At 53.1% G+C, this 25,417-nt stretch carries 18 protein-coding genes; 12 read left to right on the top strand and 6 right to left on the bottom strand.

The features are described 5' to 3' along the window. The first annotated feature begins 7 nt into the window (after window positions 1-7). The 6 genes from J7I43_RS00230 (at window position 8) to ftsZ (ending at window position 8,028) form a co-directional block, all read left to right on the top strand. Window positions 8-1,174, top strand: coding sequence for an FtsW/RodA/SpoVE family cell cycle protein (locus tag J7I43_RS00230; protein WP_209142040.1), 1,167 nt, complete (start codon window positions 8-10; stop codon window positions 1,172-1,174). Window positions 1,175-1,193: 19 nt separating this feature from the next. Then, window positions 1,194-2,288, top strand: coding sequence for an undecaprenyldiphospho-muramoylpentapeptide beta-N-acetylglucosaminyltransferase (murG, locus tag J7I43_RS00225; RefSeq protein ID WP_236023269.1), 1,095 nt, complete (start codon window positions 1,194-1,196; stop codon window positions 2,286-2,288). Window positions 2,289-2,301: 13 nt separating this feature from the next. Continuing rightward, entirely contained in the window at window positions 2,302-3,654 is a 1,353-nt protein-coding gene (gene murC, locus J7I43_RS00220) for a UDP-N-acetylmuramate--L-alanine ligase (RefSeq protein WP_209142036.1), read from the top strand. Window positions 3,655-3,674: 20 nt separating this feature from the next. Continuing rightward, window positions 3,675-4,709 carry a cell division protein FtsQ/DivIB gene (locus J7I43_RS00215; RefSeq protein ID WP_209142034.1) on the top strand — a complete coding sequence of 345 codons (1,035 nt, stop codon included), beginning with the start codon at window positions 3,675-3,677 and terminating at the stop codon, window positions 4,707-4,709. A gap of 15 nt (window positions 4,710-4,724) precedes the next feature. Next, complete coding sequence (ftsA, locus tag J7I43_RS00210) at window positions 4,725-6,134, top strand: cell division protein FtsA (protein ID WP_209142032.1); 1,410 nt, start codon at window positions 4,725-4,727, stop codon at window positions 6,132-6,134. A 109-nt stretch (window positions 6,135-6,243) separates the two neighbouring features. Continuing rightward, window positions 6,244-8,028 carry a cell division protein FtsZ gene (gene ftsZ / locus J7I43_RS00205; protein ID WP_209142030.1) on the top strand — a complete coding sequence of 595 codons (1,785 nt, stop codon included), beginning with the start codon at window positions 6,244-6,246 and terminating at the stop codon, window positions 8,026-8,028. A 119-nt stretch (window positions 8,029-8,147) separates the two neighbouring features. Here ftsZ and J7I43_RS00200 read toward each other — a convergent pair whose 3' ends face one another. The 3 genes from J7I43_RS00200 to J7I43_RS00190 all read right to left on the bottom strand — a co-directional run bounded on the left by J7I43_RS00200 (window position 8,148) and on the right by J7I43_RS00190 (window position 13,485). Then, window positions 8,148-9,887 (bottom strand): DUF4091 domain-containing protein, encoded by a 1,740-nt coding sequence (locus tag J7I43_RS00200; protein ID WP_209142028.1) that lies wholly within the window; start codon window positions 9,885-9,887, stop codon window positions 8,148-8,150. Between the two features lie 56 nt (window positions 9,888-9,943). Further along, on the bottom strand, window positions 9,944-11,914 hold the full coding sequence (locus J7I43_RS00195) for a KUP/HAK/KT family potassium transporter (protein ID WP_209142026.1): 1,971 nt from the start codon (window positions 11,912-11,914) through the stop codon (window positions 9,944-9,946). A gap of 209 nt (window positions 11,915-12,123) precedes the next feature. Beyond that, window positions 12,124-13,485, bottom strand: a complete 1,362-nt coding sequence (locus J7I43_RS00190) for an OmpA family protein (protein ID WP_209142024.1) — start codon at window positions 13,483-13,485, stop codon at window positions 12,124-12,126. 420 nt (window positions 13,486-13,905) lie between these two features. On the opposite strand from J7I43_RS00190, the gene J7I43_RS00185 reads away from it, so the two are divergent. Both J7I43_RS00185 and recJ read left to right on the top strand, forming a co-directional pair. Next, window positions 13,906-14,871, top strand: a complete 966-nt coding sequence (locus tag J7I43_RS00185) for a polyprenyl synthetase family protein (RefSeq protein ID WP_209142022.1) — start codon at window positions 13,906-13,908, stop codon at window positions 14,869-14,871. A gap of 118 nt (window positions 14,872-14,989) precedes the next feature. Next, window positions 14,990-16,696 carry a single-stranded-DNA-specific exonuclease RecJ gene (recJ, locus tag J7I43_RS00180; protein WP_209142020.1) on the top strand — a complete coding sequence of 569 codons (1,707 nt, stop codon included), beginning with the start codon at window positions 14,990-14,992 and terminating at the stop codon, window positions 16,694-16,696. Window position 16,697: 1 nt separating this feature from the next. Here recJ and J7I43_RS00175 read toward each other — a convergent pair whose 3' ends face one another. Then, window positions 16,698-17,513, bottom strand: coding sequence for a carboxylesterase family protein (locus tag J7I43_RS00175; protein WP_209142018.1), 816 nt, complete (start codon window positions 17,511-17,513; stop codon window positions 16,698-16,700). Between the two features lie 275 nt (window positions 17,514-17,788). After that, window positions 17,789-19,615: a molecular chaperone HtpG gene (gene htpG / locus J7I43_RS00170; protein WP_209142016.1), complete on the bottom strand. Its 1,827-nt coding sequence runs from the start codon at window positions 19,613-19,615 to the stop codon at window positions 17,789-17,791. A gap of 206 nt (window positions 19,616-19,821) precedes the next feature. Here htpG and J7I43_RS00165 point away from each other — a divergent pair, with 206 nt between their 5' ends. The 4 genes from J7I43_RS00165 to rplI all read left to right on the top strand — a co-directional run bounded on the left by J7I43_RS00165 (window position 19,822) and on the right by rplI (window position 24,347). Next, complete coding sequence (locus tag J7I43_RS00165; RefSeq protein ID WP_209142014.1) at window positions 19,822-23,088, top strand: T9SS-dependent choice-of-anchor J family protein; 3,267 nt, start codon at window positions 19,822-19,824, stop codon at window positions 23,086-23,088. A gap of 181 nt (window positions 23,089-23,269) precedes the next feature. Next, the gene (gene rpsF / locus J7I43_RS00160; protein WP_209142012.1) at window positions 23,270-23,623 is read left to right on the top strand and encodes a 30S ribosomal protein S6; all 354 of its coding nucleotides are present in this window, start codon (window positions 23,270-23,272) and stop codon (window positions 23,621-23,623) included. Window positions 23,624-23,627: 4 nt separating this feature from the next. Next, window positions 23,628-23,894 (top strand): 30S ribosomal protein S18, encoded by a 267-nt coding sequence (gene rpsR, locus J7I43_RS00155; RefSeq protein ID WP_119078554.1) that lies wholly within the window; start codon window positions 23,628-23,630, stop codon window positions 23,892-23,894. Window positions 23,895-23,900: 6 nt separating this feature from the next. After that, window positions 23,901-24,347, top strand: coding sequence for a 50S ribosomal protein L9 (gene rplI, locus J7I43_RS00150; protein WP_209142010.1), 447 nt, complete (start codon window positions 23,901-23,903; stop codon window positions 24,345-24,347). A 323-nt stretch (window positions 24,348-24,670) separates the two neighbouring features. On the opposite strand, the gene J7I43_RS00145 is transcribed toward rplI, so the two are convergent. Further along, complete coding sequence (locus J7I43_RS00145) at window positions 24,671-25,360, bottom strand: hypothetical protein (RefSeq protein ID WP_209142008.1); 690 nt, start codon at window positions 25,358-25,360, stop codon at window positions 24,671-24,673. Between the last annotated feature and the right edge of the window lie 57 nt (window positions 25,361-25,417).

Genomic DNA, 25,417 nt, shown 5'->3' with positions numbered 1-25,417 from the left:
GAACAACGTGAACAACTTACTTCAAAGGACGAAAGGCGACAAGGTGATCTGGACGATCGTGTTCTTCCTGTCTGCGGTAAGCTTGTTGGCAGTATACAGTTCAACCGGCTCTTTGGCATACCGCGTATACAGCGGGCATACGGAATATTACCTGTTCAAGCAACTGAGCGTGCTCGTACTGGGCATCCTGATCATCTATTTCGCGCACCGGGTGAATTACACCATTTATTCCCGCGTGGCGCAGATCGGTTTCCTGGTCTCGATCCCCCTGCTGCTGTACACTTTGCTGTTCGGCTCGAACCTGAACGAAGCCAGCCGCTGGATCAGGCTGCCGGTGATCAACCTGACGTTTCAAACGTCAGACATTGCGAAGCTGGCGCTGTTCATGTACGTATCGCGGCAGCTGAGCCGCAAACAGGCGGTGATCACGGATTTCAAAAAAGGATTCCTCCCGATCATCGTGCCCGTGGGCATCATCTGCGCGCTGATCATGCCGGCGAACATGAGTACCGCGCTGCTGCTGGGTTCCAGTTGCATGCTGCTCTGTTTTATCGGCCGCGTGCCGCTGAAGTTTTTGCTGGGAATGGTGGGCTGCGCGATCGGGCTGGTGATATTGATGTTCCTGATCGCGAAGATTACGCCTTACAAAGGGCGTACCGCTACCTGGGAAAAACGTATCGAAAGTTTTTTCAGCAGCGAAGAAAGCGACGTGCCTTACCAGGTGCAGCAAGCGAACATCGCCATTGCAACGGGAGGCGCAATGGGCAAAGGCCCGGGTAACAGTACGGCAAGAAATTTTCTGCCGCACCCTTATTCGGATTTTATTTATGCGATTATTCTTGAAGAGTATGGTATCTTTGGCGCCTTTTTAGTGTTGGCGGCGTACCTGATCCTGCTCTTGCGAAGTATAAGAATCTTTAAGAACTGTCCGTATGCATTCGGCGCATTCCTGGCCCTGGGCCTGAGCGTTACGCTGGTGATACAGGCATTGATGCACATGGCGGTGAACGTTCACCTGCTGCCGGTTACGGGGTTAACCCTTCCGCTGGTGAGCATGGGCGGCTCTTCGGTGATATTCACCAGTCTCGCCATCGGCATCATTTTGAGCGTATCGAGAAATGTTGAAGAAATAGGCATCAAACAGGAGGTTACCAATCCTGCGGTTGCCGCATAAAGGAATAATATTTTTGAACTTGGCACATAAAGTAATCATAGCAGGCGGCGGTACAGGAGGTCACATCTTCCCCGCAATCGCCATTGCCAATGCCCTCCGCAAACTGGAGCCGGATATCGATATCCTGTTCGTGGGCGCGAAAGGCAAAATGGAAATGGAGAAAGTGCCGCAGGCGGGTTACCCTATCGAAGGGCTCGAAATTGCAGGGTTCAACCGCAGCAACATGCTCAAAAACCTGCTGCTGCCGTTTAAACTGCTCAAAAGCCTCAGCCAGGCCAAAAACGTGCTCAACCGCTTTCAACCGGACGTGGCCGTGGGCGTGGGCGGGTACGCCAGTTTTCCCATTCTGCGCCAGGCGCAACGCAGGGGAATTCCCACACTGATCCAGGAACAAAATTCCTGGGCCGGCAAAAGCAACAAGATATTAGGCCGTAAAGCCGAAAAGATATGTACAGGGTATGAAGGCATGGAGAAGTTTTTCCCCGCGGAAAAACTCCTCTACACCGGCAACCCCGTACGCGGATCGATCACCCAAAGCGCCGTAACGAAAGATGAAGCGATGCGCCACTTCGGCCTGATGATGGGCAAACCCACCGTTCTCGCCGTAGGCGGAAGCCTGGGCGCCAAATCGATCAACGAAGCGCTGCTGCCGCACCTGGCTGAATTTGTGAACAAAGACGTACAGCTGATCTGGCAAACCGGCAAATTGTTCTACGAACAGGCCAAAGCCGCCGCCGCGCCGTTCGCGACGCATGTAAAGGTGCACGATTTCATCAACGTGATGGATTTCGCCTACAAAGCCGCAGATGCCGTGATCTCCCGCGCGGGAGCGCTGGCCATCGCCGAGCTTTGCGTGGTGAAAAAACCGTCCATCTTCGTGCCTTATCCTTTTGCCGCCGAAGATCATCAAACGCAGAACGCGCTCGCCCTCGTGCACAAACAGGCCGCGCTGATGATCAAAGACGACGAAGCCTTCGGCAAACTGGCGAATGAAGCGCTCAGCCTCGTGCAGAACAAAGCGCTGATGGAAAAACTTGAAAAAAACATTGCCCCGTTAGGCAATGCCAATGCTGATATAACGATCGCCCGGGCAGTGCTCGGACTGATCAGATAATATTGTCCCCGGAATGGAGTTAAAGAACATACACAGGATCTACTTTGTAGGCATCGGCGGTATCGGTATGAGCGCCATTGCCCGCTTCTTCAACGAGAAGGGCGCGGCGGTGAGCGGCTACGACCGTACCTCGACCCAGCTCACGCAGCAGCTTGAAGCCGAAGGCATCCGTATTCATTATACGGAAGACCTCGCGCAGATAGACCGCGACGCGGACCTGGTGGTGTATACCCCCGCCATTCCTGCCACGCAGAAAGAACTGGTGTTCTACCGGGAGAACAACTACGAAGTCGTAAAACGCAGCGACGTGCTGCAGGAGATCACCCGCGAGCTGTTCGCCATCACCGTGGCCGGCACGCACGGCAAAACCACCGTAAGCACCATGATCGCGCACCTGCTGCGCCATTCCGGGTACGGCTGCAATGCCTTCCTCGGCGGCATCAGCTCCAACTACGGCAAAAACTTCTGGAGCAGCGAAAAACAGGTAGCCGTGATAGAAGCCGATGAATACGACCGCTCCTTCCTCAAACTGAGCCCGGACATTGCCGTGCTTACCGCTATGGACCCGGACCACCTGGACATCTACGGCACCGAACAGGAAGTGGAAGAAGCGTTTATTCAATACACCCGCAACATCAAGCCCAACGGCACTTTGCTGGCAAGGCACGGTTTGCATCGCGGAGCGGAGCTGCAGGGCGACAACCAGCTTTTTTACAGCCTGCAAAACGATGCGGCCGACATCTACGCCACCAATATCCGCATGGAAAACGGCGGGTATGAGTTCGACGTAGTGCGGCAGGATTGGATGATCGATAACGTAAAGCTGCACCTCGGCGGCATGCACAACGTGGAGAACGCGGTGGCGGCCATCGGCGTGGCGCACCTGCTCGGCATCGGCAACGATAAGATCAGGGCGGCGGTGGCGGATTTCAAAGGCATCCGCCGCCGGTTCGATTATCTCGTTAAAAACGACCGCGTGGTGTATATCGACGATTATGCGCATCATCCGGAAGAGCTGCGGGCGTTGATCACCAGCGCCAAAACGCTGTTCAGCGGAAAAAAATGCACCGTCATATTCCAGCCGCACCTATTCACCCGTACCCGCGATTTCGCGGAGGGTTTTGGTGAAACCTTGTCGCTGGCGGACGAAGTGATACTGCTGCCCATCTATCCCGCGCGGGAACTGCCGATCGAAGGCGTTACCAGTGAAATGATCGCGGGGAAGATCCACGGGCCGAAAGTGATGATCATGGACCGGAACGCTGTGCCGGACTGGGTGCGGGAGCACAACATCGAATTACTGATCACGGCCGGCGCGGGAGACATCGACCTGCTGCGCGAACCGCTGACCGACCTGTTAAACTGATAACCGTTATATAAAAAAACATGCAACCTAAAACCAAAACAGCCCTCAAACGCATCGGCGCAGTGCTCCTCTGGAGCGGTGTGCTGGCAGGCTTTGGCGTGCTGCTGGCGGCGGCGGTGCATGACAAGGAAAACGAAACATGCAAAAGCATTCACGTTACCCTCAAAGGCGACGACCGCAATGCTTTTATTGATGAAAAAGACATCAAACAGCTGATCGTTACCGATAAAAGCCAGAACCCGGTGGGCATGGCCATCAGCCAGATCAATCTCGCCAACCTCGAACGCGTGGTGGAAAGAGATCCCTGGGTGCGCTCCGCGGAACTGTACCTGGACAACCAGGGCGTGCTCAACGCGAACGTCGTGCAGCGCGACCCGGTGGCGAGAGTGTTCACGTTCTCCGGCAACAGTTTTTACCTGGACGAGCAGAACGAGCGCATCCCGGTATCAGACCGGTTTTCGGCCCGCGTGCCCGTGTTCACGGGCTTCCCGACGGACGCGACGCAGTTCAAAAAGGAAGACAGCCTGCTGTACGCGCAGATCGGCGATATGGCCCGGTTTATTTTGGCGGATACTTTCTGGAACGCACAGGTGGAACAGGTGACGATCACGGGCGACAGGAAATTCGAGATCACGCCCAAGCTCGGCGATCACGTGATCGTATTCGGGGACGGGACAGACATAGCTACCAAATTTTCCAAACTGCTGATCTTCTACCGCGAAGGTTTAAGCAAAGCGGGCTGGAATACCTATTCACGGATAAACATTGCGTATCATGAAGAAGTGATCGGAACACGAAGAGACGGAAAGAGCGCTCCCCCGCCGCCGATGTACCGGGATTCGTCCATTGCCGACGTAACAATGGATGCAGACCTGGCCCAACCGGCAGCCGCAACTAACCCCCGACCAGCGGACAAACCCGTCGCCAAACCGGCCGCAAAGCCGGCCAAAACGGTAAAGACCGCTTCAAAACCCGCTGCCAAAGCCGCCGCCCGCAACAACGGGACAAAGCCGAAAGCAGTGTATACGAAACCTAATAAACGTAATCGCAACTAAAAACAATAAAGAACCATGAATCAGGAAGCTCCCATCATTGTAGGTCTCGACATTGGCACCACGAAGATAGCAGCCATCGCAGGAAGGAAGAATGAATACGGGAAACTGGAAATCCTCGGATTCGGGAAAGCCCCATCATTTGGTGTACAGCACGGCATGGTACTGAACATCGATCAAACCATAAAGGCCATCCGCCAGGCCCTGGAAAACTGCTACGCATCCAATCCGAACCTCGAGATCAACGAAGTGTACGTTGGCATCGCGGGCCATCATATCAAAAGCCTGCAAACCCGCGGGGATATCGTGCGCAGCGATACCGACGCGGAAATTTCGCAGAAAGATATCGATCAGCTGATCAACGATCAGTATAAGACCGTTATTCCCGCCAGCGACCAGATCATCGACGTGATCCCGCAGCAGTATATCGTGGACAGCCTGCAGAACATCACCTATCCCATCGGGATGAGCGGTGTGAAAGTGGGCGCGAATTTCCACATCATTACCGGCGACAAAAACGCGATCCGCAATATCAACCGCAGCGTGGAGAAATCCGGCCTGCGCATCAAAGACCTCGTGCTGCAACCGCTGGCTTCCGCAGCGGCCGTTATGTGCGACATGGACTTCGAAGCCGGCGTTGCGATCGTGGATATCGGCGGCGGCACAACCGACCTCGCCGTATTCTACGAAGGCGTACTGAAACATACCGCTGTGATCCCCTATGGTGGCGAAAACATCACCAACGATATTAAAAACGGCCTTGGCGTGCTGAAAACGCAGGCTGAACAAATGAAGGTACAGTTCGGTTACGCCCTTGCAGACGAAGCGAAAAACAACGCGTACATCACCATACCCGGCCTGCGCGGCCAAAGCCCAAAAGAGATCTCCGTGAAGAACCTGGCGCACATCATCCAGGCCAGGATGAGCGAGATCCTCGATTTCGTGGTGTATCACCTCAAGCAGATCGGGATGGACAATAAAATGCTCAACGGCGGTATCATCCTCACCGGCGGCGGTTCCCAGCTGAAGCACCTCATCCAGCTCACGGAATACACTACCGGCGTAAGCGCCCGCATCGGTTATCCGAACGAGCACCTTGCAAGCGGCCATACAGACGAGCTCACCAAGCCCATGTACGCCACCTGCGTTGGCCTCATCCTGAAAGGATACAACGATTACGAGAACGATAAACGCGCGCTGGAAGAGAATTACGTGAAGATCAACACCAGCTATTTCGCAAAAGAAAAAGCGGCGCGCATTGCTGAAGATAACGAGGAATGGATTGAAGACGAACAGCCGGAAGAAACCGCCGATGCGCGCCAGCACCGCAAAGCGGCCGAACGCAACGCTTCCCTCAAAGGTTTCCTGGACAGGATGAAAACAAAGATCATCGACATGTTCACCGAAGAGGAAGACGCCAAACTGTAACAGCATGGCGTGATTGTTGCATAATGTATTCAATTTTTTAAACACGATCAAAAATAGTAGCGTAGGAAAACGGTACACCAAATACTAACCCATTTAAAGAGAAAGAGTCATGATACATTTTGATCTTCCAAAGGAAAAATCCTCCATCATCAAAGTGATAGGCATTGGTGGCGGTGGTAGCAATGCGGTGAACCACATGTTCAGTCAGAACATAGACGGGGTGAACTTCATTATATGCAATACCGATGCACAGGCTATTGCAAACAGTCCCGTGCCCAACAAGGTACAGCTGGGGCCCCATCTCACGCAGGGACTGGGCGCCGGCGCCAATCCCCGCATCGGCGAGCAGGCAACGGAGGAGTCTTTTGAAGAAATCAAAAAAATACTGGAGGTGAACACCAAGATGGCGTTCATCACCGCAGGCATGGGCGGCGGCACCGGCACCGGCGGCGCGCCCATCATCGCCAAAATATGCAAGGAGCTGGGCATTCTTACCGTCGGCATCGTAACCACCCCCTTCTCTTACGAAGGGAAAAAAAGGATGCAGCAGGCCGAAGAAGGCATCAACCGTTTGAAAGATTATGTGGACACGCTGCTGATCATTTCCAACGACAAGCTCCGCCAGAAGTTCGGCGACCTGAAATTCAAGGCCGCGTTCGAAAAAGCGGATAACGTGCTGGCCACCGCCGCGAAATGTATCACCGATGTGATCAACAGCACCGGCCAGATCAACGTGGACTTTGCGGACGTTTGCACAGTAATGCGCAACGGCGGCGTAGCCATTCTCGGAGCGGCCGTTGCCGAAGGCGAATACCGCGCGCAGAAAGCCATCGAGGAAGCGCTTACTTCCCCGCTGCTGAACGACAACGACATCAAGGGAGCCAAATGGATCCTCATCAATATTTCTTCCGCCGAAGGCGAATTTGAACATACGCTCGACGAAATGGACACCATCCAGGCATATGTGCAAAGCATGGCCGGCGAGGATTGCGACGTGATCCTCGGCGTGGGGTACGATCAGTCGCTGGAGCGCAAGCTCGGCGTTACGATCATCGCCACCGGTTTCGAACAGAACCCGATCCGCCAGCAGAAAGCCGCCGCCGCGGTAGAACAGCCTTCAAAAGAAGAACCGAAGATCGTGATGACGCTCGGGCAGGAAGGCGATGAAAAGAAAATGAACAGCCAGGCCATGCTTTTCTCCGACGAACCGGACGAAGAAACAAAAGACGTGATGGCCCCCAAGCTCGTTGAGCCGCAAGTAGCCCATCCCGCGCCCGCTGCATCGTTCACCAGGCCCGAGCCGCAACCGCAGCGCGAAACCTACACGCTCAACATCGAGCCGGTAGAAGAGCCAGCACAACCGCAGCAGCAGGCACAGCCACAGCAGCCTGTTCAGCCGGTACAACCCGCCGCACAGGCCCCGCAGCAGCCCTCCACTCCTTCCACCGGCTCCGTTTCAGGCGGTTATCTCAACCGTCCTTCCAACATCTACGTGGAACCGGTGAGCAACAACACGCAGGAAGAAATGAAAATGGTGTTCAAGGAAGAGCCCGCAGCCGAACCGGAGCCCGTTGCACAGCCCCAGGCGCCGCAACAACAGCAGCAGGCACAACACCAGCCGCAACAGCTGCTGGACGAACAGGCGGAAGAACAGAAACGCAAACAGATGGAAAGAGTGGCGAAACTGCGCAGCATCAGCTTCAACGTGAAGAACATGGAGAACAACCAGGAGATCGAAAACGTGCCGGCATACCTGCGCAGGAACGTAGACCTGGACAGCGGTGCCGGCTCCGCCGAGCAGTTCTATTCCAGCTACACCGTGGGCAACAGCTCCGAAAACCAGGCAGAGATCAACACGATCAATACCTTTTTAGACGGGAAAAAGCCGGACTGATGAAAAGATGAATCGTAAAGATGAAGATATTAGTTTGATTGTTTTTTAGTTGTGTTAAAAGAAAACCTCCGATTCCTCGGAGGTTTTTTCTTTGTATTGATTGTTTGTTAGTGTAGCTGCTAAAGCGAGTTCAGCACCGCGTTGCCTGCATCCACCATATCGCCTGCCTTCTTCGCTTTCAGCGCGTTCAGCTCGAAGGTGGACAATATTTTTTCCAGCTGCGGGCCTTTGCCTTCGGCTTTCAGTATCCTTATTTTTTCATACGCCTGGATGCCTTCTATCATTCTTTCGAAACGCATGGAAGAACGCGGGCCGGGGTATACCAGGTACGTGTCTCCGGCCGCCCATGTGCGGAAGCGGGAATCCTGCAGGGGATCTTTCACCCAGCAGTTGAACGCCCAGCGCAGGTAGCCGGTGTAATTCTTCGCGGCGGCATGCCAGCCCAGCCATGCGGATTCCGCCAGCGGGGAGAACGTAAACGTGTTCGGAAAACCTTCCATGCAGCAGGTGTAATACGTCGTCGGCCATCCTTTTTCAAGGCGCCATTTCCTTTCTTCTTTCGTAAAATCCTGGCCGGAAGCCACACAATAATCATAGATATCGTTCACCAGTTCTTTGTGGTAATTGCCCGCGAGAGATACTTTAAAATCCTTATCCACGCTGCGTATCAGCTTGATGGCGCTTTGCATGGCCTCCATCGGGCGTTCGTCCATCGCGATGCAGGTGATATCGAACCAGCCTTTTGATTTGAGGTGTTTTGCGAAGTCCGCCAGCATCGGGCCCCAGTGTTTGTCGTATTCCGGCGTGCCGGGTTTGGCTACCAGCACTTCGTTTTTACCGGTGCTTTCGTCAAAATAGTAGAATTTCAGGTTCCAGGGGATCATGCTGAAACATGCGATCTGTTTGTTGATACCCATTTCCTGCATAAAGCTCACCCACTGGTCGAACACGGTGTAATCGAAATGCCAGCTGCCGTCTTTCTTTTTCGTCCATTTCACCATGTCGCCATAAATATCTTCGGTCTGCCCGTTCCAGGGGTCGTAAATGATGCTGGTGGTGATCACTTTCTGGCCTGCGTTGGCGAGCATTTTCATGTAAGGTTTCATAGCATCGAAGTGCTCTTCGCTCCAGAGCGGCGTGTTGTGTACGCGCGCAACGGCGTAAGGGCTTTGCCAGAGATCGAGGTGGAAAGCCCAGTCCTGCGGTTTGGGCAAAGTGCGGCCGGTCACGGTTACCTGGTAAGACAAGGTTCTCAGCAGTCCGCCTTTCCCGTTCTTCACCTGTACGCTGCCGGAATAAGTACCCGCCGGCGTTTGGGGCGGCACGGTCACGCTAAGCCATACCGGCTGCGTGGTATACGCGCTCATATCGATATTTTTGATGAAGTCGATGCCATCCGCCACCAGCGAAGAATCGAACTGGCCAGGTTTGCGATGGCCGCAGCCGCCGCCTTCGGCGTTCAATTCGTCGGTCATCACATATCTTACGAAACCGGTGGTAACGGCTTCTGCGGGTATCTTGCCGCCTTTGTCGCCGCTGAGCGCAGTGGCAGTAACCGTGATGCCGGTTTCAGGGGTGGTGGAGTAGAGTACGAACTGGGTGTGTACTTTTTCGCCTTTCCAGGCTATGGTGTTCCAGCTGTCGCGCAGCGAGCGGGATTCAGGCGCGAAGATCTTGTCGTAACGCACATCGGCGCTGCCAAAAGCGATGTTCATGCCGGGTTTAACGCCGCTCCAGGCAGCATGGTCAACGGTGCGCGGGTCTTTAAGCTCTTGGTAACCGGCCGAAGGGCCGTGCTGGGCGCATAATGTCAGGGTAAACGCCAGGGACATGCCCGTGGCAAAGACGTGTTTAAGCATAGTGAGTAGCATCTTTTGAAGAACACAATATAATGACTATTGTGTTTTCATGCAACTCATTCGATATCGTAACGGTAACGGTCCTGCACGCGTTTGAGCTGCAGGTTGGTAACGGGCGCCACCACCAGCGGGAATTTCTCGATGGTCACGTAGCTGGAATCGAGGCCGAAACCGCGTTCTTCAGACAGCCCGATCTTTTTCAACATGAAGTAAATACGCATAATGATACGTTCATGCAGCGGCAGGTCGTTGTCGTGAGAAAGGAACTTCTCCATCACGATGAACTGGAAATCGCCCACCACGTTGTTTTTGCTGAGGGATTCGTACCGGCTGGTGATGTTCACTTCCTTATTGCGCACCATATCTTCCACCACCATCCTGAACATAAGGTTGATCCGCTGCTCCACCCTGAACCCAAGCCTGAACTCCACCCTGATCACTTCGTTGGGAATGATGGTCTGCACGGTGTATTCGCTCATATACGGCTCATCCACCACGTCCACATGCACAAACCAGTAAAGATCAGCGCGTTTGGGCTTTTTGTTGAGAACCGAGTAGATGATCTTGTGCTCTATTTCCTTCGGATTGTCTGCACTGCTCATATATACGAGGTGCGTGGCGTATTTGGGGATAGACGTGTCGTTGCTGAGTTCCTGCAGAATGGGCAGGTAATCTTCCAGCCGCACGAACTCCACGTAACGGTTTTTGATCTTGCGGCTGCGGAACCAAGCGTACATCACCATAAACAACGCGCCGGCCACGATCACGGTCACGTAACCGCCGTGGGTGAATTTCACGAGATTGGCCAGCAGGAACGAAAATTCGATGGTAAGGTACACCGCGAGATACACGGCGATCCACGCCAATTTTACGCGGCGGGTATACAGGTAGAAGGCGAACAGGCAGGAGGTCATCAGCATACAAATGGTGATGGAAAGCCCGTAAGCCGCCTCCATGGCGGATGACTCCTTAAACAGCAGTACGATGGCGGCACAGCCGACAAACAGCATCAGGTTGATGCCGGGTATAAATAATTGCCCGCGGAGCTCCGTGGGGTAATTGATCTTGAGTTTGGGCCAAAGGTTGAGCCGCATGGCTTCGGAAATAAGGGTAAAAGACCCTGAGATCAGCGCCTGGCTGGCGATTACGGACGCGATGGTGGCGATAAGCACGCCAAAGATCACGAACCATTCCGGCATGATGAGGAAGAAGGGATTTTCGCCGTTGAGCGTTTTGCCCTGCTGGGTGAGCAACCATGCGCCCTGGCCGAGATAATTGAGAATGAGCGCGATTTTCACGTAGATCCAGGACACACGAATGTTTCCCCGGCCCACGTGCCCCAGGTCCGAATAGAGGGCCTCCGCCCCCGTGGTACAGAGAAAAACGGCTCCGAGCAACAGGAAACCGTGCGGGTAAAGCACCAGCAGTTTTACGCCGTAATACGGGTTAAAAGCTTTCAGCACAGACAGGTCGTCTGCAATATGGGCCAGCCCCAGTATGGCCAGCATACTGAACCAGATCACCATAATGGGCCCGAACATCTTGCCGATAGACATGGTGCCGAACTGCTGCATAAAAAACAGCAGTGTGATGATCACCAGTACGATCTTCACGATGGTCCAGGTGCTGAGGTCCTTGAACACGTCGAGGGTGCGCAAGCCTTCCACGGCCGAGGTGACCGTGATGGGCGGCGTAATGATGCCGTCTGCCAGCAGCGCGGCCCCACCGATCATCCCGAAAACGACGGTCCATTTGCCATGCCGCCGCACGAGGGCGTACAGTGAGAAAATACCGCCTTCTCCCTTGTTATCTGCTTTGAGCGTGAGAATTACGTATTTGACGGTCGTCTGAAGGGTAAGTGTCCAGATGATGCAGGAAATTCCGCCGATCACCAGCAGTTCGCTGATCTCGTTGGTTCCAACAATGGCTTTGAACACGTAAAGCGGAGAGGTACCGATGTCGCCGTAGATGATACCCAACGCCACAATCAGACCGGCCAGGGTAGCTTTATTGAAGTCTTTTACCACGCTAAAAACAGTATAAGTTTAAGGCTGGTCAAATTTAGTGATAAATACTCAGGATTTGCAAGTGTAAAAAACGCGTTACTCTATAAACGGGCGAAAGGGGTAATGAGTTCAATCGGGGGGAAATAAAATCGGAAGAAATGTCAAAAAAAAGGACAGGCTGCTCAAATGAGCAGCCTGTCTGAAATATTTACCGTGGTATCCGGTCTGTATTAGTTGGCGGGAGCCAGGTCTACAGTAGAGGATTCACCAGGAGTGTTTTGTTTGATGAAGCGGCCGCGGTCGATACCTTGTTTTTCAGCCAGGTAGTCGATCACTGCGTCAACACGGCGGGAGCTCAGGTCTACACCACCTTTTTTGCCTTTGGCACCAGCGTGGCCGGTAACCAGGATGTTGCAGGAAGGATTGCTGCGGAGGGTAGCTGCTACGCTGCCGAGGATCGCCTCGTTGTCAGCAGATACTTTGGTAGAAGAACCTTTGAACGCTACGCTGGGGAATACCAGGCCAGCGCAAGGGGTCTGCTGAACCATGTTTTTGCAGCACTCAGGATCCGGGCATTTACCAACGCCGTCTGCGTCAACAGGCTGGCAGTAAGTCGGAGTGATGAGCTGTTTGTCTTTGTAGTCGGGAACGCCGTCACCGTCTGTATCTTTCGCTACACCGTGAGAATCAACGGGTGCGCCTGCAGGGGTGTTGGGTTCGCGGTCGAACTGGTCGGTAACACCGTCGCCGTCAGCATCGGGGAGAACAGGGGTCGGCAGTTTCATGCGACGGGGGCTGTTCAGCTCGTTGTAGGCGAAGTCCAGCGGGTTAACCCACCAGAGGGGTTCTACGCGTTTGTTCGGGTTGCCGAGGTTGAAGTTCAGGCGAACGCTGGTGTAAGAGAAGAAGTCCTGAGCCTTGTCGTACTGACCGGCAGTATAACCGTCCAGATAATCGTCGAAGGGCAGGGTGAGTTTTTCTTCTATACCGATGTTGAAGCGTTTGGAAACTTTGAAAGCGATACCAGTACCGAAGTCAACAGCGTGACGGAGCAGCTGGTTGTCGTCGTTACGGCCGATCTGAACGCGGTTGCCCTGAGCGGGAGCGTTTTGTTCGTATTCTTTGTCATGCAGATCTTTCAGAGCGTCGCGGATGTCTTTTTTCTTACCGTTAAAGTCGATGCCGCTGTAGTCGTAACCATTGCCGGAAGCGTCCAGGGCGTCAACGTCAACGTCTGCCATCATGATGCTGTAACCGCCAAATACATACCAGTTCACTTTAGGCTGCGCCTTGTAGAACAGGATGTTGCTGAGGGAAGCGATGAAGTCCAGAGACAGCTGGTGAGTGGCGGTTTTATAAGCCGGCACGATGTTACCATTGTTTTCCAGACGGGTAGCATTGTAAGCGGAGAAACCGTTCCAGGGTTTCATCTGGTAATCCAGACCGTAGTCGAAAGAACCGGTGTATTCACCTCTGATAGAGAAAGTATGACCGATAGCTTTTCTCAGGGAAACACCACCACCAAAGCCGGGGAGTGCAGCTACGTCACCTTTGATAAAGTGGTAACCACCGTGGAAACCGAGTTCCCACATGTTACGGGGTTTAGCGGGGTAGTCAGATTGGTTGTTTCTGAAGCTGTTAAATTGCGCCATATTTTTTGCCGAAACTTTAGAGGAGTCCAGGGCATCATATGTGGGTTTAACCTGCGCAAAACCAGGAGATGCTGCCAGAAGAGTCATTGCACCTGCCAGTAGTAAGTACTTTTTGCTTGCCATAATTGTTTTTTTATTTAAAAACTGTTAAAGATTTTACAATTAACGCGTTTTTTACCAAGCAAAGGTAAAAATCCTAAATGAATATACAAATTTTTATTGCGATTTTATTTGTATTGATAACTGTCTCAAAATTAGACTTTAATTTAAAGAACATCCACCTAATGTATACAAATTCGGGGCCAATTTTGCAAAATGTCCTATTTTCGGCCTAGCTTAGCAAACCTTTTTATTTAATCCATGGAGGAAATTAAACAACTGATCGGGAAGGAATTACAAGATTTCGAAGGAAAGTTTGCGGACGCAGTGAAGAGCCATGTTCCTCTCCTGGACCGGATCATGCATTATATCGTAAAAAGGAAAGGCAAGCAGATCAGGCCGATGTTCGTTCTCCTTTCGGCCCGTTTATTCTCCAGCGCCATTAACGAAAACACCTACCGCGCCGCCGCCCTTGTGGAACTTTTACACACCGCCACCCTCGTGCACGACGATGTGGTCGACGATTCCCTGGAGCGCAGGGGCTTCTTTTCGATCAACGCACTCTGGAAAAACAAGATCGCCGTGCTTGTGGGCGATTACCTCCTCTCCAAAGGCCTGCTGCTCAGTATCAGCAATAACGATTTCCGTACCCTGGAGATCCTCTCCCGCGCCGTGAAGGAAATGAGCGAAGGCGAATTGCTCCAGATCGAAAAAACCCGCAAGCTGGACATTAAAGAAGATATCTATTTCGAGATCATACGCCGCAAAACCGCTTCCCTCCTCGCCTCCGCCTGCGCAGCCGGCGCCTGGAGCACCACGGCCGACGATGCCCTCACCGAAAAAATGCGCCTCTTCGGCGAAAAGGTCGGCATCGCTTTCCAGATCAAAGACGACCTGTTCGACTACGGCACCGCCAACATCGGCAAACCTACGGGGATAGACATCCGGGAGAAAAAAATGACCCTCCCCCTCATTTATACCCTCCAGCACAGCAGCAAAGAACAACGCAGGCACATAATAAATATAGTAAAAAATCATAATAAAGATAAGGACCGGGTCAACGAAGTGATCGCCCTCGTAAAAGAGAACGGCGGGATCGAATATACCCGGCAGAAAATGCTGCAATACCGCGACGAAGCCCTTGCCATCCTGCACGAATTACCGGAAAGCAATATCAGGGCCGGGCTCGAATCGCTTGTAAGGTTTACCACGGACCGGAAATTTTAAGAATTTTTCTCCCTGTTCCGGAGAATTTCCCGCTTTTAGCGTAAATACGCTAATCATCCTTATATTACAACAGAAGTCAGAACCAACAGAGGAATTTTATTCCCGCCAATAATATTGCATGCAGAAACGCTGGACAGTAAAAAAATATCAACCAACACAGGAGCAGCAGCTTCAGTCAGCTTTGAAAATACATCCCATCCTATGCCGCCTGCTGGTGCAAAGAGGTATTACAAAGTATGAAGAGGCCAGGCATTTTTTCCGCCCTTCCCTGGACGACCTTCACGACCCCTGGATCATGAAGGATATGGACAAAGCAGTCTCCCGCCTGGAAGAAGCCTTCTTCCGGCAGGAAAAGATCCTCATTTACGGCGATTACGATGTGGACGGCACCACTGCCGTGGCCACCGTGTACGGTTTCCTCGAATCCATTTACAGCAACATCGAATTTTATATCCCGCATCGCTACCGCGAAGGTTACGGCATTTCCCTGCAAGGCATAGAATACGCCCGGGACAATGATTTCGGCCTCGTCATCGCGCTCGATTGCGGGATCAAGTCCATCGAATACATCACTTACGCCAAATCGCTCGGCATCGATTTTATCATCTGCGACCACCACCTGCCCGACCCGGAACTGCCGCCCGCGGCGGCTATCCTCAACCCCAAACAGGAAGGATGCCCCTACCCTTACAAAGAGCTCAGCGGCTGCGGCATCGGTTTTAAACTGATCAGCGCACTGGCCCAGAAAAAAGGCCGGCCCATGCAGGACGTTTACCGTTACCTCGATCTCGTGGCCACCAGCATCGCGGCGGATATCGTTCCGATGACCGGCGAGAACCGCGTGCTCGCATTCCACGGCGTAAAGCAGGTGAACGATACGCCCAGCGCAGGTATCCGCGCGCTGATCCAGCTCAGCAACCTCAAGGAAAAACTGACCACTTCCAACCTCGTGTTCGTGATCGCACCGCGCGTAAACGCCGCCGGCCGCATGGACGACGCGCGCAAAGCCGTGAACCTCTTCATCGAAAAGGATTTCGACAAAGCCTACGCTTTCGCCGAAATGCTGCACGGCGACAATATGGAACGCAAAGGTGTGGACATGAGCATCACCCAGGAAGCCGTCAGCATCATCCAGAACGACCTGTCCATGCAGGACCGGAAATCCACCGTGCTTTTCCAGCCGCACTGGCACAAAGGCGTTGTAGGCATCGTGGCCAGCCGGCTGATCGACAAATATTATTACCGTCCCACCATTATTCTTACCCAAAGCAACGATAAAGTAGCCGGCTCCGCGCGCTCCGTTTCCGGGTTCAACGTGTACGAGGCCATTCATCAGTGTAAAGACCTCCTGGAAAATTACGGCGGGCACTTTTACGCCGCCGGCATGACGATGAAGCCGGAAAACGTGCCTGCTTTCCAGGCGAAATTCGAGGAAGTAGTGGCCGCTACCATCAATCCAGACCTGCTTATCCCGGAGATCGTGATCGATACGGAGATCACCCTGTCGGACCTTACGCCGTCGTTCTATAATATCATGCGGCAATTCGAGCCCCTGGGGCCGGAAAACCTGCGCCCTGTGTTTCTCGCCAGGAACCTGATCGATACGGGGTTTTCGAAAGTAGTGAAGGAAGAGCACCTGAAATTGTCCGTCAAACAACGGAACGGGGGATCGTTTTCAGGGATAGGATTTTTTATGGCCGATAAATTCGACATCATCAGCCATAAAAAACCCTTTGATATGGTATTTACCGTGGAAGAAAATGAATGGAACGGCACCGTTTCCCTTCAGCTGAAGGTGATCGATATCCGTGAATCCGCTTCCTGAGCTACTTCAGCGTTTGCGCGCTCAGCCAGGTGAACAGTGCGGGATCGTTGTAGGCTTTCGTCCAGGCATCATGGCCGCCGGTCGCGTTTTCAGTGTATTTGATCACTTTACCGCCGCAGTTTTTTATGGCATTCACCATGTTTCTGGAACCGGACACATTCACCGTCGGATCGTCCGCATTATGAAACGCCCACACCGGCTTGTCTTTCAGCGCACAGGCTTTCGCTACCGGCCCTACGCCGCAGATGGGCACTGCCGCCGCGAATTTCGAGGGGTAAGCAGCCACCCATTCCCAACAACCGAAACCGCCCATGCTCAGGCCTGTAACATAGATCCTTTTCGGGTCCACGTTGTATTGTTTCAGGATATCGTCGTATAACACGTTCAGGCTGGGAACATTCCACCAGCTGTCTGTTTTACACTGCGGGGAGATCACGATATAAGGAAAATCCGGGTTTTTCGCCGCAACGCCCGCCAGGCCCGCCCTTTTCACTTTGTTCAGATCGTTCACCGTATTTCCACGCTCGCCCACGCCGTGCAGGAAAATAATGACCGGCCAGCGTTTGGTCTTGTCTGTGTTATACGAAGCAGGGATCTGCAGCACATAATCCGTTACTTCTTTCGGGTTGTTCACTTTACGGAATGTAACCCCTGTCTGCTGGGTCCTAAAATCACTGGAATCCTGCGGTGGAGCCGGTTTCCCCGCCGCAGGCGGCGCCGCTTCCGGTTCGCTTTTCGCCGGGTCTACGGTGGAGGTTTTGTCACATGCGGCCATCAGCAACATAATGGCGGCGCCAAGGATAATTCTGTACTTCATGAATTGTGGATATGGTTACTAAATTGGTTTTTCGATTGACCTTGCAGGGACAATGATTATACCAATTCTCCCGCTCCAATCCGCCGGAACCAGCCACCAGCTTATTAAAAAATATAATCTATCAGAATTTCATATATGCAACAACGGTGATTATGACGACCTGCCGGAAGCAGTCGCGTGCTCTTTCCCCGGTATTATTTTTTTGATCTTTTTTTGAAGATCATAAAAAAGCGGATAACCTTTGCAGGTTACCCGCTTTCAAAATCTCCTTCCGGTTATTTATTGCCCATCAGTTCCACGCTGCGCTGCACGAACGCGGTAAGGTCCGCGCCGGTAAGCAGGTTCTGCGAAAGCAGCGCCAGGTCTGCCAGGTTGCGCACCTGTTTCTGCTGCAGCTCGCCATTACCTTCCTGGAGGATGTTCTGGTAGATCGGGTGGTTCGCGTTCACGGTCATCGTCACCTCATCCGGCATGCCGGCATACCAGCTGGCCGCGGAGCCGCCCATGGCCGCCATGTCTTTCATCCTGCGCATCAGCTCGCCGCGTGTAACGATCACCGGCTGGTCCGTCGCGCCAAGGCCTTTCAGTTCCACCTTGATATAAGGCAGCGTCAGCTGCTGGCCGAACAATTCTTTCAGTTTGCCTTCCTGCTCTTCGCTCAGCACGCTCTGGGCGCTGGCTTCGTGGTCTATCAGGTTGTCGGGAATGTCTGCATCCACACGGGTGAACTGCACGTTTTCCCATTTCTGCTCCATGTGATTGATGAAACCGGCGTCTACCATCGTTTCCAGCTTCACCACCTTGAAACCTTTGGCGGTGGCGGCGCTCACGTAGCTATCCTGCTGTACGGGATTGGTGGCATACAGCACGACGAGTTTGTTTTCTTTATTGGTCTGCAATGCGGCGGTGGCGGTCCGGTATTCTTCCAGCGTGTAAAAAGTGCCGCCGGCGGCGCCTTCCATGAGATGGAACTTGTTCGCTTTATCGAGGAACTTCTCTTCCGTCATCATGCCGTATTTCACGAACAGCGCGATGTGCTCCCATTTTTCTTCGAAAGATTTCCGGTCGGCGCGGAACATTTCATCGAGCTTGTCCGCCACTTTTTTAGTGATATGCGCATTGATCTTTTTTACGTTGGGATCGCCCTGCAGGTAGCTACGGCTCACGTTCAGCGGGATGTCCGGCGAATCGATCACGCCATGCAGCAGCATGAGGAACTCGGGCACGATGTTTTTCACTTCATCGGTTACGAATACCTGGTTGCTGTAAAGGCTGATCTTGTCTTTCTGAATTTCGTACGATTTGGTGATCTTCGGGAAATAAAGAATGCCGGTGAGGTTGAACGGATAGTCTACGTTCAGGTGAATCCAGAACAGCGGCGGTTCCGCGAAGGGATACAGTTCTTTGTAAAAATTCTGGTAATCGTCTGCGGTAAGCTCGCTGGGCTTTTTCACCCATGCAGGCGTGGTATTGTTGATCTGTGTGTCCTGGAATTTGATGGGCACGGGCAGGAAGCGGCAGAATTTTTCGAGAATGGTGCGGATGCGGTGCTCGTCGAGGAATTCTTCACTTTCTTCGTTGATATGCAGCACGATGTCTGTGCCGCGTTCTGCCTTTTCCGTTTCTTCCAGTTGGTATTCGGGGCTGCCGTCGCATTCCCAGCGAACGGCCGTAGCGCCGGGTTTCCAGGATTTCGTGATGATCTCCACCTGGCCGCTCACCATAAAGGAGGAATAAAACCCGAGGCCGAAATGGCCGATGATGTTGGCGCCATCGCCCTGGCCTTTGTACTTTTTCACAAACTCCTCTGCGCCGGAAAAAGCAACCTGGTTGATGTATTTGTCCACTTCTTCAGCCGTCATGCCAATGCCGCGGTCTGAGATCGTGATCGTTTTTTTCTCCGTATCCAATGCAACCGTAATGTCGGTACTGCCGGTGTCTCCTTTAAATTCGCCCACACTGGCAAGGGTTTTCAGCTTTTGTGTGGCATCCACGGCGTTGCTCACCAGTTCGCGTAAAAAGATGTCATGATCTGAATACAGGAACTTTTTAATGATGGGGAAAATGTTTTCTGTTTGTACACGTATTGCACCTTTCTGCATATGATTATCGGTTTTTAACGGGAGGATTGTTGTCAAACGGTGTGCCATGGCCCCGGAAGCTGACAAGTTGACCGGGCGGCCCCTGTTTTTCAGATCTTAAATTAACAAAATCATCATATCATTTTAACGACGGATGAAATAACCGCCGTAATTTAGGGATACGAATTTACAACCCCGATTAATCCACCCAAAACGAAAGACCCTTTATGAAAAAACCTCTACTCCTGGCTATTTTACTATGCCCTTTACTGGTTTTTGCCCAAGGCACGCAACCCGCGCCCCAGGGCCTGCCTTATCTGCAGGACTTTTCAGCGCTGCCGCATGCTTCCACCGTTTACCCGGAAGGCTGGCAGGGATGGGCATTGAGCGGTGCGCCCGGTTCCGCGTTCAACGTGCTGCCCGCCGCGGGCGACAAAAACCTGGCGGCCAATAATACCGCGTCTTCCACCACCAACGGCGTGCTGAATTACAATGGCAAGATCGGTTATCTGAACAGCGGCAGCGCAGACAATGCGGTGGCGCTGAGCGTGAGCACCGCGGCCAATACCAATGTGCGCGTGCGGTACCAGGTGATGACGCTCCGCAATCCTTACGACGGCAATTCCAATACCCGCATCAACGAGGCGGCGTTACAATACCGTGTGGGCACGGATGGCAACTTCACCACCCTGCCCTCCACCGTGTACCGGAACAATACCGAAACACAAACCACATCCGGCGTTACCACCCCGCAGCAACTCGTGTCTGTGGAAGCGCTGTTGCCTGCTGAATGCGAGAACCAGCCGGTGGTGCAGCTCCGCTGGGTGAACCGGCAGATCAGCGGCGCGGGCTCGCGCCCTTCGTTTGCCATAGACAGCGTGGCCGTTTGGGGCCTGAGCGGAGACGATGTTTCACCTGTCATCAGCAGCCTGCAGCCCGCCAATGGCACCACCGGCGCGGTTCCCGGCAGCAACGCCGTCATTACGTTCGATGAAAATATCCGTAAAAATACCGGCTCGGTAAGGGTACACGATCTCGGCCAGGGCACGCAGCTCACGCTGAACATCACCGATCCGCGCATTATCGTTTCTTCCAATACGCTTTCCATTCCCGCGGGGCTGCGTGGCAACCGGGAATATTACATTACGCTGGACAGCAATGCCATACAGGATTCCAACGGCAACGGCTTTGCCGGCATCGCGGACAGTACGGGCTGGCGTTTTGCTACCGGCGACCAGCTGCTGGATTTCCCCTTCACCGTTTGCGGCAATATGCTGCCTGACGGTTTTACGCAACACAACGTGACCGGCGCGCAAACCTGGACCTGCACTACGTTTGGCCAGAGCGGCAACGGGGTTCAGATCAATGGTTTTTCGGGTGGCGCAAGGGAAAATGAAGACTGGTTGATCAGTCCCGCGTTCGACCTGAGCGGCTTCAACGTTCCGCTGCTGGCCTTTGCCAGCCGTTCCGCCTTCCAGGGCCCTTCGCTGGAATTACGCGTGAGCGCCGATTATCCCGGTAGCGGCGATCCGCACGGCGCCACGTGGACCAGCATCAGCGGGCGTTTCCCGGAAGTGGGCAGCGATGTATGGAAAACTTCTTCCGGCATTAATCTCAGCCAGTTCAAAGGAACCGACGTGTACATCGCGTGGGTTTATACTTCGTCGCCCGCCGCGCAGGCCAGCCGCTGGACGCTCGACGACATCCGTATTTCCGACACCACCGCGGCGCCCGCGCCTGATGTGTACGCGCTGCCTTCGCAGCTGGATTTCGATTATGCGCCCGCGGGCCAGCGTTCCGCGCCGCAGCCGTTCACCTATTGGGCCAGCGATCTTACCGCGCCGCTGGTGATCGCGGCGCCGGCGAATTTCGAAGTTTCGACAGACAACATTCAATACCATTCCAGCGTCACCATTCCCGCCGCGGAAGCCGTGGCAGCGCTGGATTCCATTTGGGTGCGTTTTGCGCCTTCCGCCGCCAACCAAAACTACAACGGCAATATCAGCTTCAGCTCAACGGGCCTGCAGCGCAACAGCGTTTCGCTTTCGGGCACCAGCCTGCGCTCGCTGAAAGTGGTGAACTGGAATATGGAATGGTTCGGCCATCCTCAATTCGGGCCCACCAACGAAGCCTTGCAGCAAACCAACGCGCTGAAAGTGCTGAAAAGCCTCGACGCCGACATTTACGCGCTTGTTGAAGTGGTGGACACGGTCCGGCTGAAAGCTATCGTGGATTCGATGCCGGGGTACCGGTACACCGTGTCTGACTTTGGCAGCCGGGTGGACAGTATCACTTCCCCACAATACGACAGCGCGCAGAAACTGGCGTTTGTGTACCGCGAAGACCTCGTGAAAAACCTGCGCACTTACGGCGTATTGCGCAAAAACGCCAGCGCGGACGCGTATTTCAACTGGTCGTCCGGCCGCTTCCCTTACCTGATGGAAGCCATGGTGAACCTGAACGGCGATTCCGCGCGCATCCATTTCATCGTGATACATGCGAAAGCCAATACCGGCGACGGCCCGGCGGACTACATCGAAAGCTGGCACCGCCGCAGGAACGGGGCGAAAGAGTTGAAAGACACGCTGGATGCACATTTCGCATACAAAAACGTGCTCGTGCTGGGTGATTTCAACGACGATTTCGACCGTACCATCACCGCGCAAATGGCGCCGGATACCACGACCTCCTACATCGATTTTAAGCTGGACAGCCTGGATTATATTCCTTTGACATATGCGCTAAGCCTGGCTAAACAGCGGTCTACTGCGTCTTTCGCGGATATGATCGACCATGCGATGGGCACCAACGAAATGCAGTACGCTTACCTGCCGGGATCGGCCAGGGTAGTGCGCAGCGTGGAATCGCTCATTCCTTCGTACTCCAATTTTACATCCGACCACTTCCCCATCCTGAGCCGTTACGACCTGCGGGTGCTGGCGCACCCGGTGGAGATCACGATGTTCACGGCGCGGGAAAACGATGGCGGCGTGGAACTGACCTGGAATACCGTCCGGGAGATCAACAACAGTCATTTTGTAGTAGAACGCTCGCTGAACGGCCGCAACTGGCAGCCGGTGGACACCCTGGCGGCTACGGCTGTTAACGGCCAGGGCGCGGTTTACCGGGGCTTCGACGGCTCGGTGCTGCCGGGGTACTGGAATTACCGCCTGCACCAGTTCGGGCTGGATAGCACGGAGCAATACAGCCCGGTACAAAGCGTGCTGGTATTGAGCAGGGAATCGTGGTTCAGGCTGCTGTGGTTTATCCTCGGGCGGCAACTGTATATTTACATGGATGCGCGTGAAAGCGGCCCTGCCACAATGCAGTTATTTGATTTGCAAGGCATTGTGAGATATCAGACCAAAATGAACTTCTACAAGGGCATGAATTTCCGGTCGGTAGACGTGGGGAATATGGCTTCGGGAATTTATTTGCTGAGGGTGCAGTGCGGCAACAAGGTTGAGGTGAAGAAAATATTTATTAATCGCTGATAGACAATCTATTGAATCAGAATCCGGGGCCTTCTTGCGGGGTCCCGGATCTTTTATCGGTGGGAATGCGGGGTTGGGGGTGAAAAAAAGCGGAAATTAGCGCCAGTAAAGCGGAAGAATCAGAAATTACCCCTATCTTTGCACTCCATTTTAATTTTTAATTCACTAACAAGGGAAATTTATGTCAAACTACGAATTGATGGTGATTTTTACCCCTGTGCTCTCTGAGGAGGACTACAAAGCCGCCCAGAAGAAATTTGTCGACCTTGTGAAAGACAACGGCGGCGAAGTTTCGCACGAGAATCCCTGGGGCCTGAAATCACTGGCGTATCCGATCCAGAAAAAAACCACGGGCATGTACCTGGTTCTGGAATACACTGCGCCATCCGACTTCAATGACAAGCTGAAGATCCAGCTGAACCGCGATGAAAATGTATTGCGCTACATGTTTACCAAACTGGACAAGCACGCTGTTGCTTACAACACCAGGAAAAAGGGTAACTATGAGGCTGAACCTAAACCAGTAGAAGCTTAAAGTTATGGCAGTTAAACAAGAGATCAAGTACTTAACCGCGGTTAAGCAAGAGAAGCGCCAGAAAAAATACTGCCGCTTCAAGAAATTAGGTATTAAGTATGTAGATTACAAAGATGCCGAGTTTCTGAAAAAATTCCTGAACGATCAGGGGAAAATGCTGCCTCGCCGTATCACCGGCAACTCGCTGAAATTCCAGCGCAAGGTGGCTGAGGCTATCAAAAAAGCTCGTCAAATGGCTTTATTGCCTTATGTTACTGACCTTTTAAAGTAAGAAACAATGCAAGTAATCTTAATACAAGACGTAGACAACCTGGGCGGGAAAAACGAACTGGTGACCGTGAAGAACGGTTACGCCAGGAATTTCCTGATCCCTCAAAAGTTTGCCGTTGAAGCAAGCAATTCCAACCTGAAGCAGCTGGACGAGCGTCTGAAAGTAGCGAAAGTGAAGGAAGAAAAAATGTTGGCTGAGATCGCGAAAGTGGTAGAAGTGCTGAAGGCCGGCCCTGTGAAGATCGGCGCCAAAACCGGTACTTCCGGCAAAATCTTCGGTAGTGTTACCGGCGTTCAGATCGCCCGCGCTATCAAAGAACAGAAAGGTTATGAGATCGACCGCCGCCGCATTCACATCATCGGCGACGTGAAAGAACTGGGCACTTACAAGGCCCGCCTCGATTTCGGCAAAGGCAATGAGACCGAGCTGGAATTTGAAGTGGTAGCTGAGTAACCGCTCACAGATAATTTGAAAAAAGGTTGTTCGTTTATGCGGACAACCTTTTTTTATTAACGTTTCGCCCGGAATATTATTCGCATATCCGCGATTGCGAATACCGACAAAGCCGCGTACGCCGGCAAATTCACCGGCATACACAGCGGATTTTCGGTAACCTGAAGGCATTCTCACCGCCGTGCAATACACAAAATTCCCCGGGCTGAAACCGAAAACGAACGATGCGACGAACGTGCTGTCGCAGCTGTTTTTCTAAATACGTTGCCTGCCTGTTCCCGGTTGAAACCGGCCGGGAACATCATTTTATTGAAAAAGGAGGATCATAAAAATTCGATCGTTGCGGGGTTGTCGTATTGGATGTAGAAAATATTTTCAAACAGCAACCGCGCGAGAAGACGTTTGATCGCGGCCACCGCGCCGGGCTCCCCAAGCGGTTGCATGAGCGCCATTATCTCTCCTTCGGCCGGCCCGAATCCAAGCCGCAACACGGCATCCCGGTTCATCGGCAGGCCCCAGTCGCGCCCATAATTTAATCTTACCGGGAAGGCGATCCGCATGGCCGAAGGGTCAACCAGCCTGAACTCGATAAAAAAATCCTGTTCTCTCCGGAGATGCAGCCTGAAGCCGGCATTTTTCCGCTCGATAAGATCGTATAAAGCGTCGGTGAGCTCGTTTTCGTTTGGCGTCACCCCGGCGGGTTTTTCCTGCAGGCTTTCCAGTTTTGCTTTGAACTGTTCTATTTCTGGATTGGGATGGTACCCAGACCTCCATTCTTCGGAAAGCCCCGTGTACAGTTTGACCCAACCTTCCAGCCATTGTTTTTCCTGCAGGTCCGGGTCCTGGAAATGGCGGAGGCTTGCCAGCATTTGTTTAACATGTAGTAGTCCTTTCTTTACCGTAGCCGCAAAAAAATAATCCGATTCTTCCAGCGCGTCTTTTATAAGCGACTCAAGATGAGCCTGTTCGGCTTCATAAATAAGGATCAGTTCGTCCAGTTCAGAGGAATGCATGGCGGGGCGAGGTTTTCTTAAAAATACGGGAATTGCCTATTTTTAGGCCAATAAAAA

The sequence above is a fragment of the Chitinophaga chungangae genome, from assembly GCF_017742215.1.
Classification (GTDB): domain Bacteria; phylum Bacteroidota; class Bacteroidia; order Chitinophagales; family Chitinophagaceae; genus Chitinophaga; species Chitinophaga chungangae.
Note: the sequence above shows the minus strand (reverse complement) of the source record. Positions and strands in the feature narration are given on the sequence as shown.

Coding starts and splice junctions, on each gene's coding strand:
- murC (WP_209142036.1), top strand. CDS start 2,302: ATGGAGTTAAAGAACATACACAGGATCTACTTTGTAGGCATCGGCGGT.
- J7I43_RS00215 (WP_209142034.1), top strand. CDS start 3,675: ATGCAACCTAAAACCAAAACAGCCCTCAAACGCATCGGCGCAGTGCTC.
- ftsA (WP_209142032.1), top strand. CDS start 4,725: ATGAATCAGGAAGCTCCCATCATTGTAGGTCTCGACATTGGCACCACG.
- ftsZ (WP_209142030.1), top strand. CDS start 6,244: ATGATACATTTTGATCTTCCAAAGGAAAAATCCTCCATCATCAAAGTG.
- J7I43_RS00200 (WP_209142028.1), bottom strand. CDS start 9,887: ATGCTTAAACACGTCTTTGCCACGGGCATGTCCCTGGCGTTTACCCTG.
- J7I43_RS00190 (WP_209142024.1), bottom strand. CDS start 13,485: ATGTGGGAACTCGGTTTCCACGGTGGTTACCACTTTATCAAAGGTGAC.
- J7I43_RS00185 (WP_209142022.1), top strand. CDS start 13,906: ATGGAGGAAATTAAACAACTGATCGGGAAGGAATTACAAGATTTCGAA.
- recJ (WP_209142020.1), top strand. CDS start 14,990: ATGCAGAAACGCTGGACAGTAAAAAAATATCAACCAACACAGGAGCAG.
- J7I43_RS00175 (WP_209142018.1), bottom strand. CDS start 17,513: ATGAAGTACAGAATTATCCTTGGCGCCGCCATTATGTTGCTGATGGCC.
- htpG (WP_209142016.1), bottom strand. CDS start 19,615: ATGCAGAAAGGTGCAATACGTGTACAAACAGAAAACATTTTCCCCATC.
- J7I43_RS00165 (WP_209142014.1), top strand. CDS start 19,822: ATGAAAAAACCTCTACTCCTGGCTATTTTACTATGCCCTTTACTGGTT.
- rpsF (WP_209142012.1), top strand. CDS start 23,270: ATGTCAAACTACGAATTGATGGTGATTTTTACCCCTGTGCTCTCTGAG.
- rpsR (WP_119078554.1), top strand. CDS start 23,628: ATGGCAGTTAAACAAGAGATCAAGTACTTAACCGCGGTTAAGCAAGAG.
- rplI (WP_209142010.1), top strand. CDS start 23,901: ATGCAAGTAATCTTAATACAAGACGTAGACAACCTGGGCGGGAAAAAC.
- J7I43_RS00145 (WP_209142008.1), bottom strand. CDS start 25,360: ATGCATTCCTCTGAACTGGACGAACTGATCCTTATTTATGAAGCCGAA.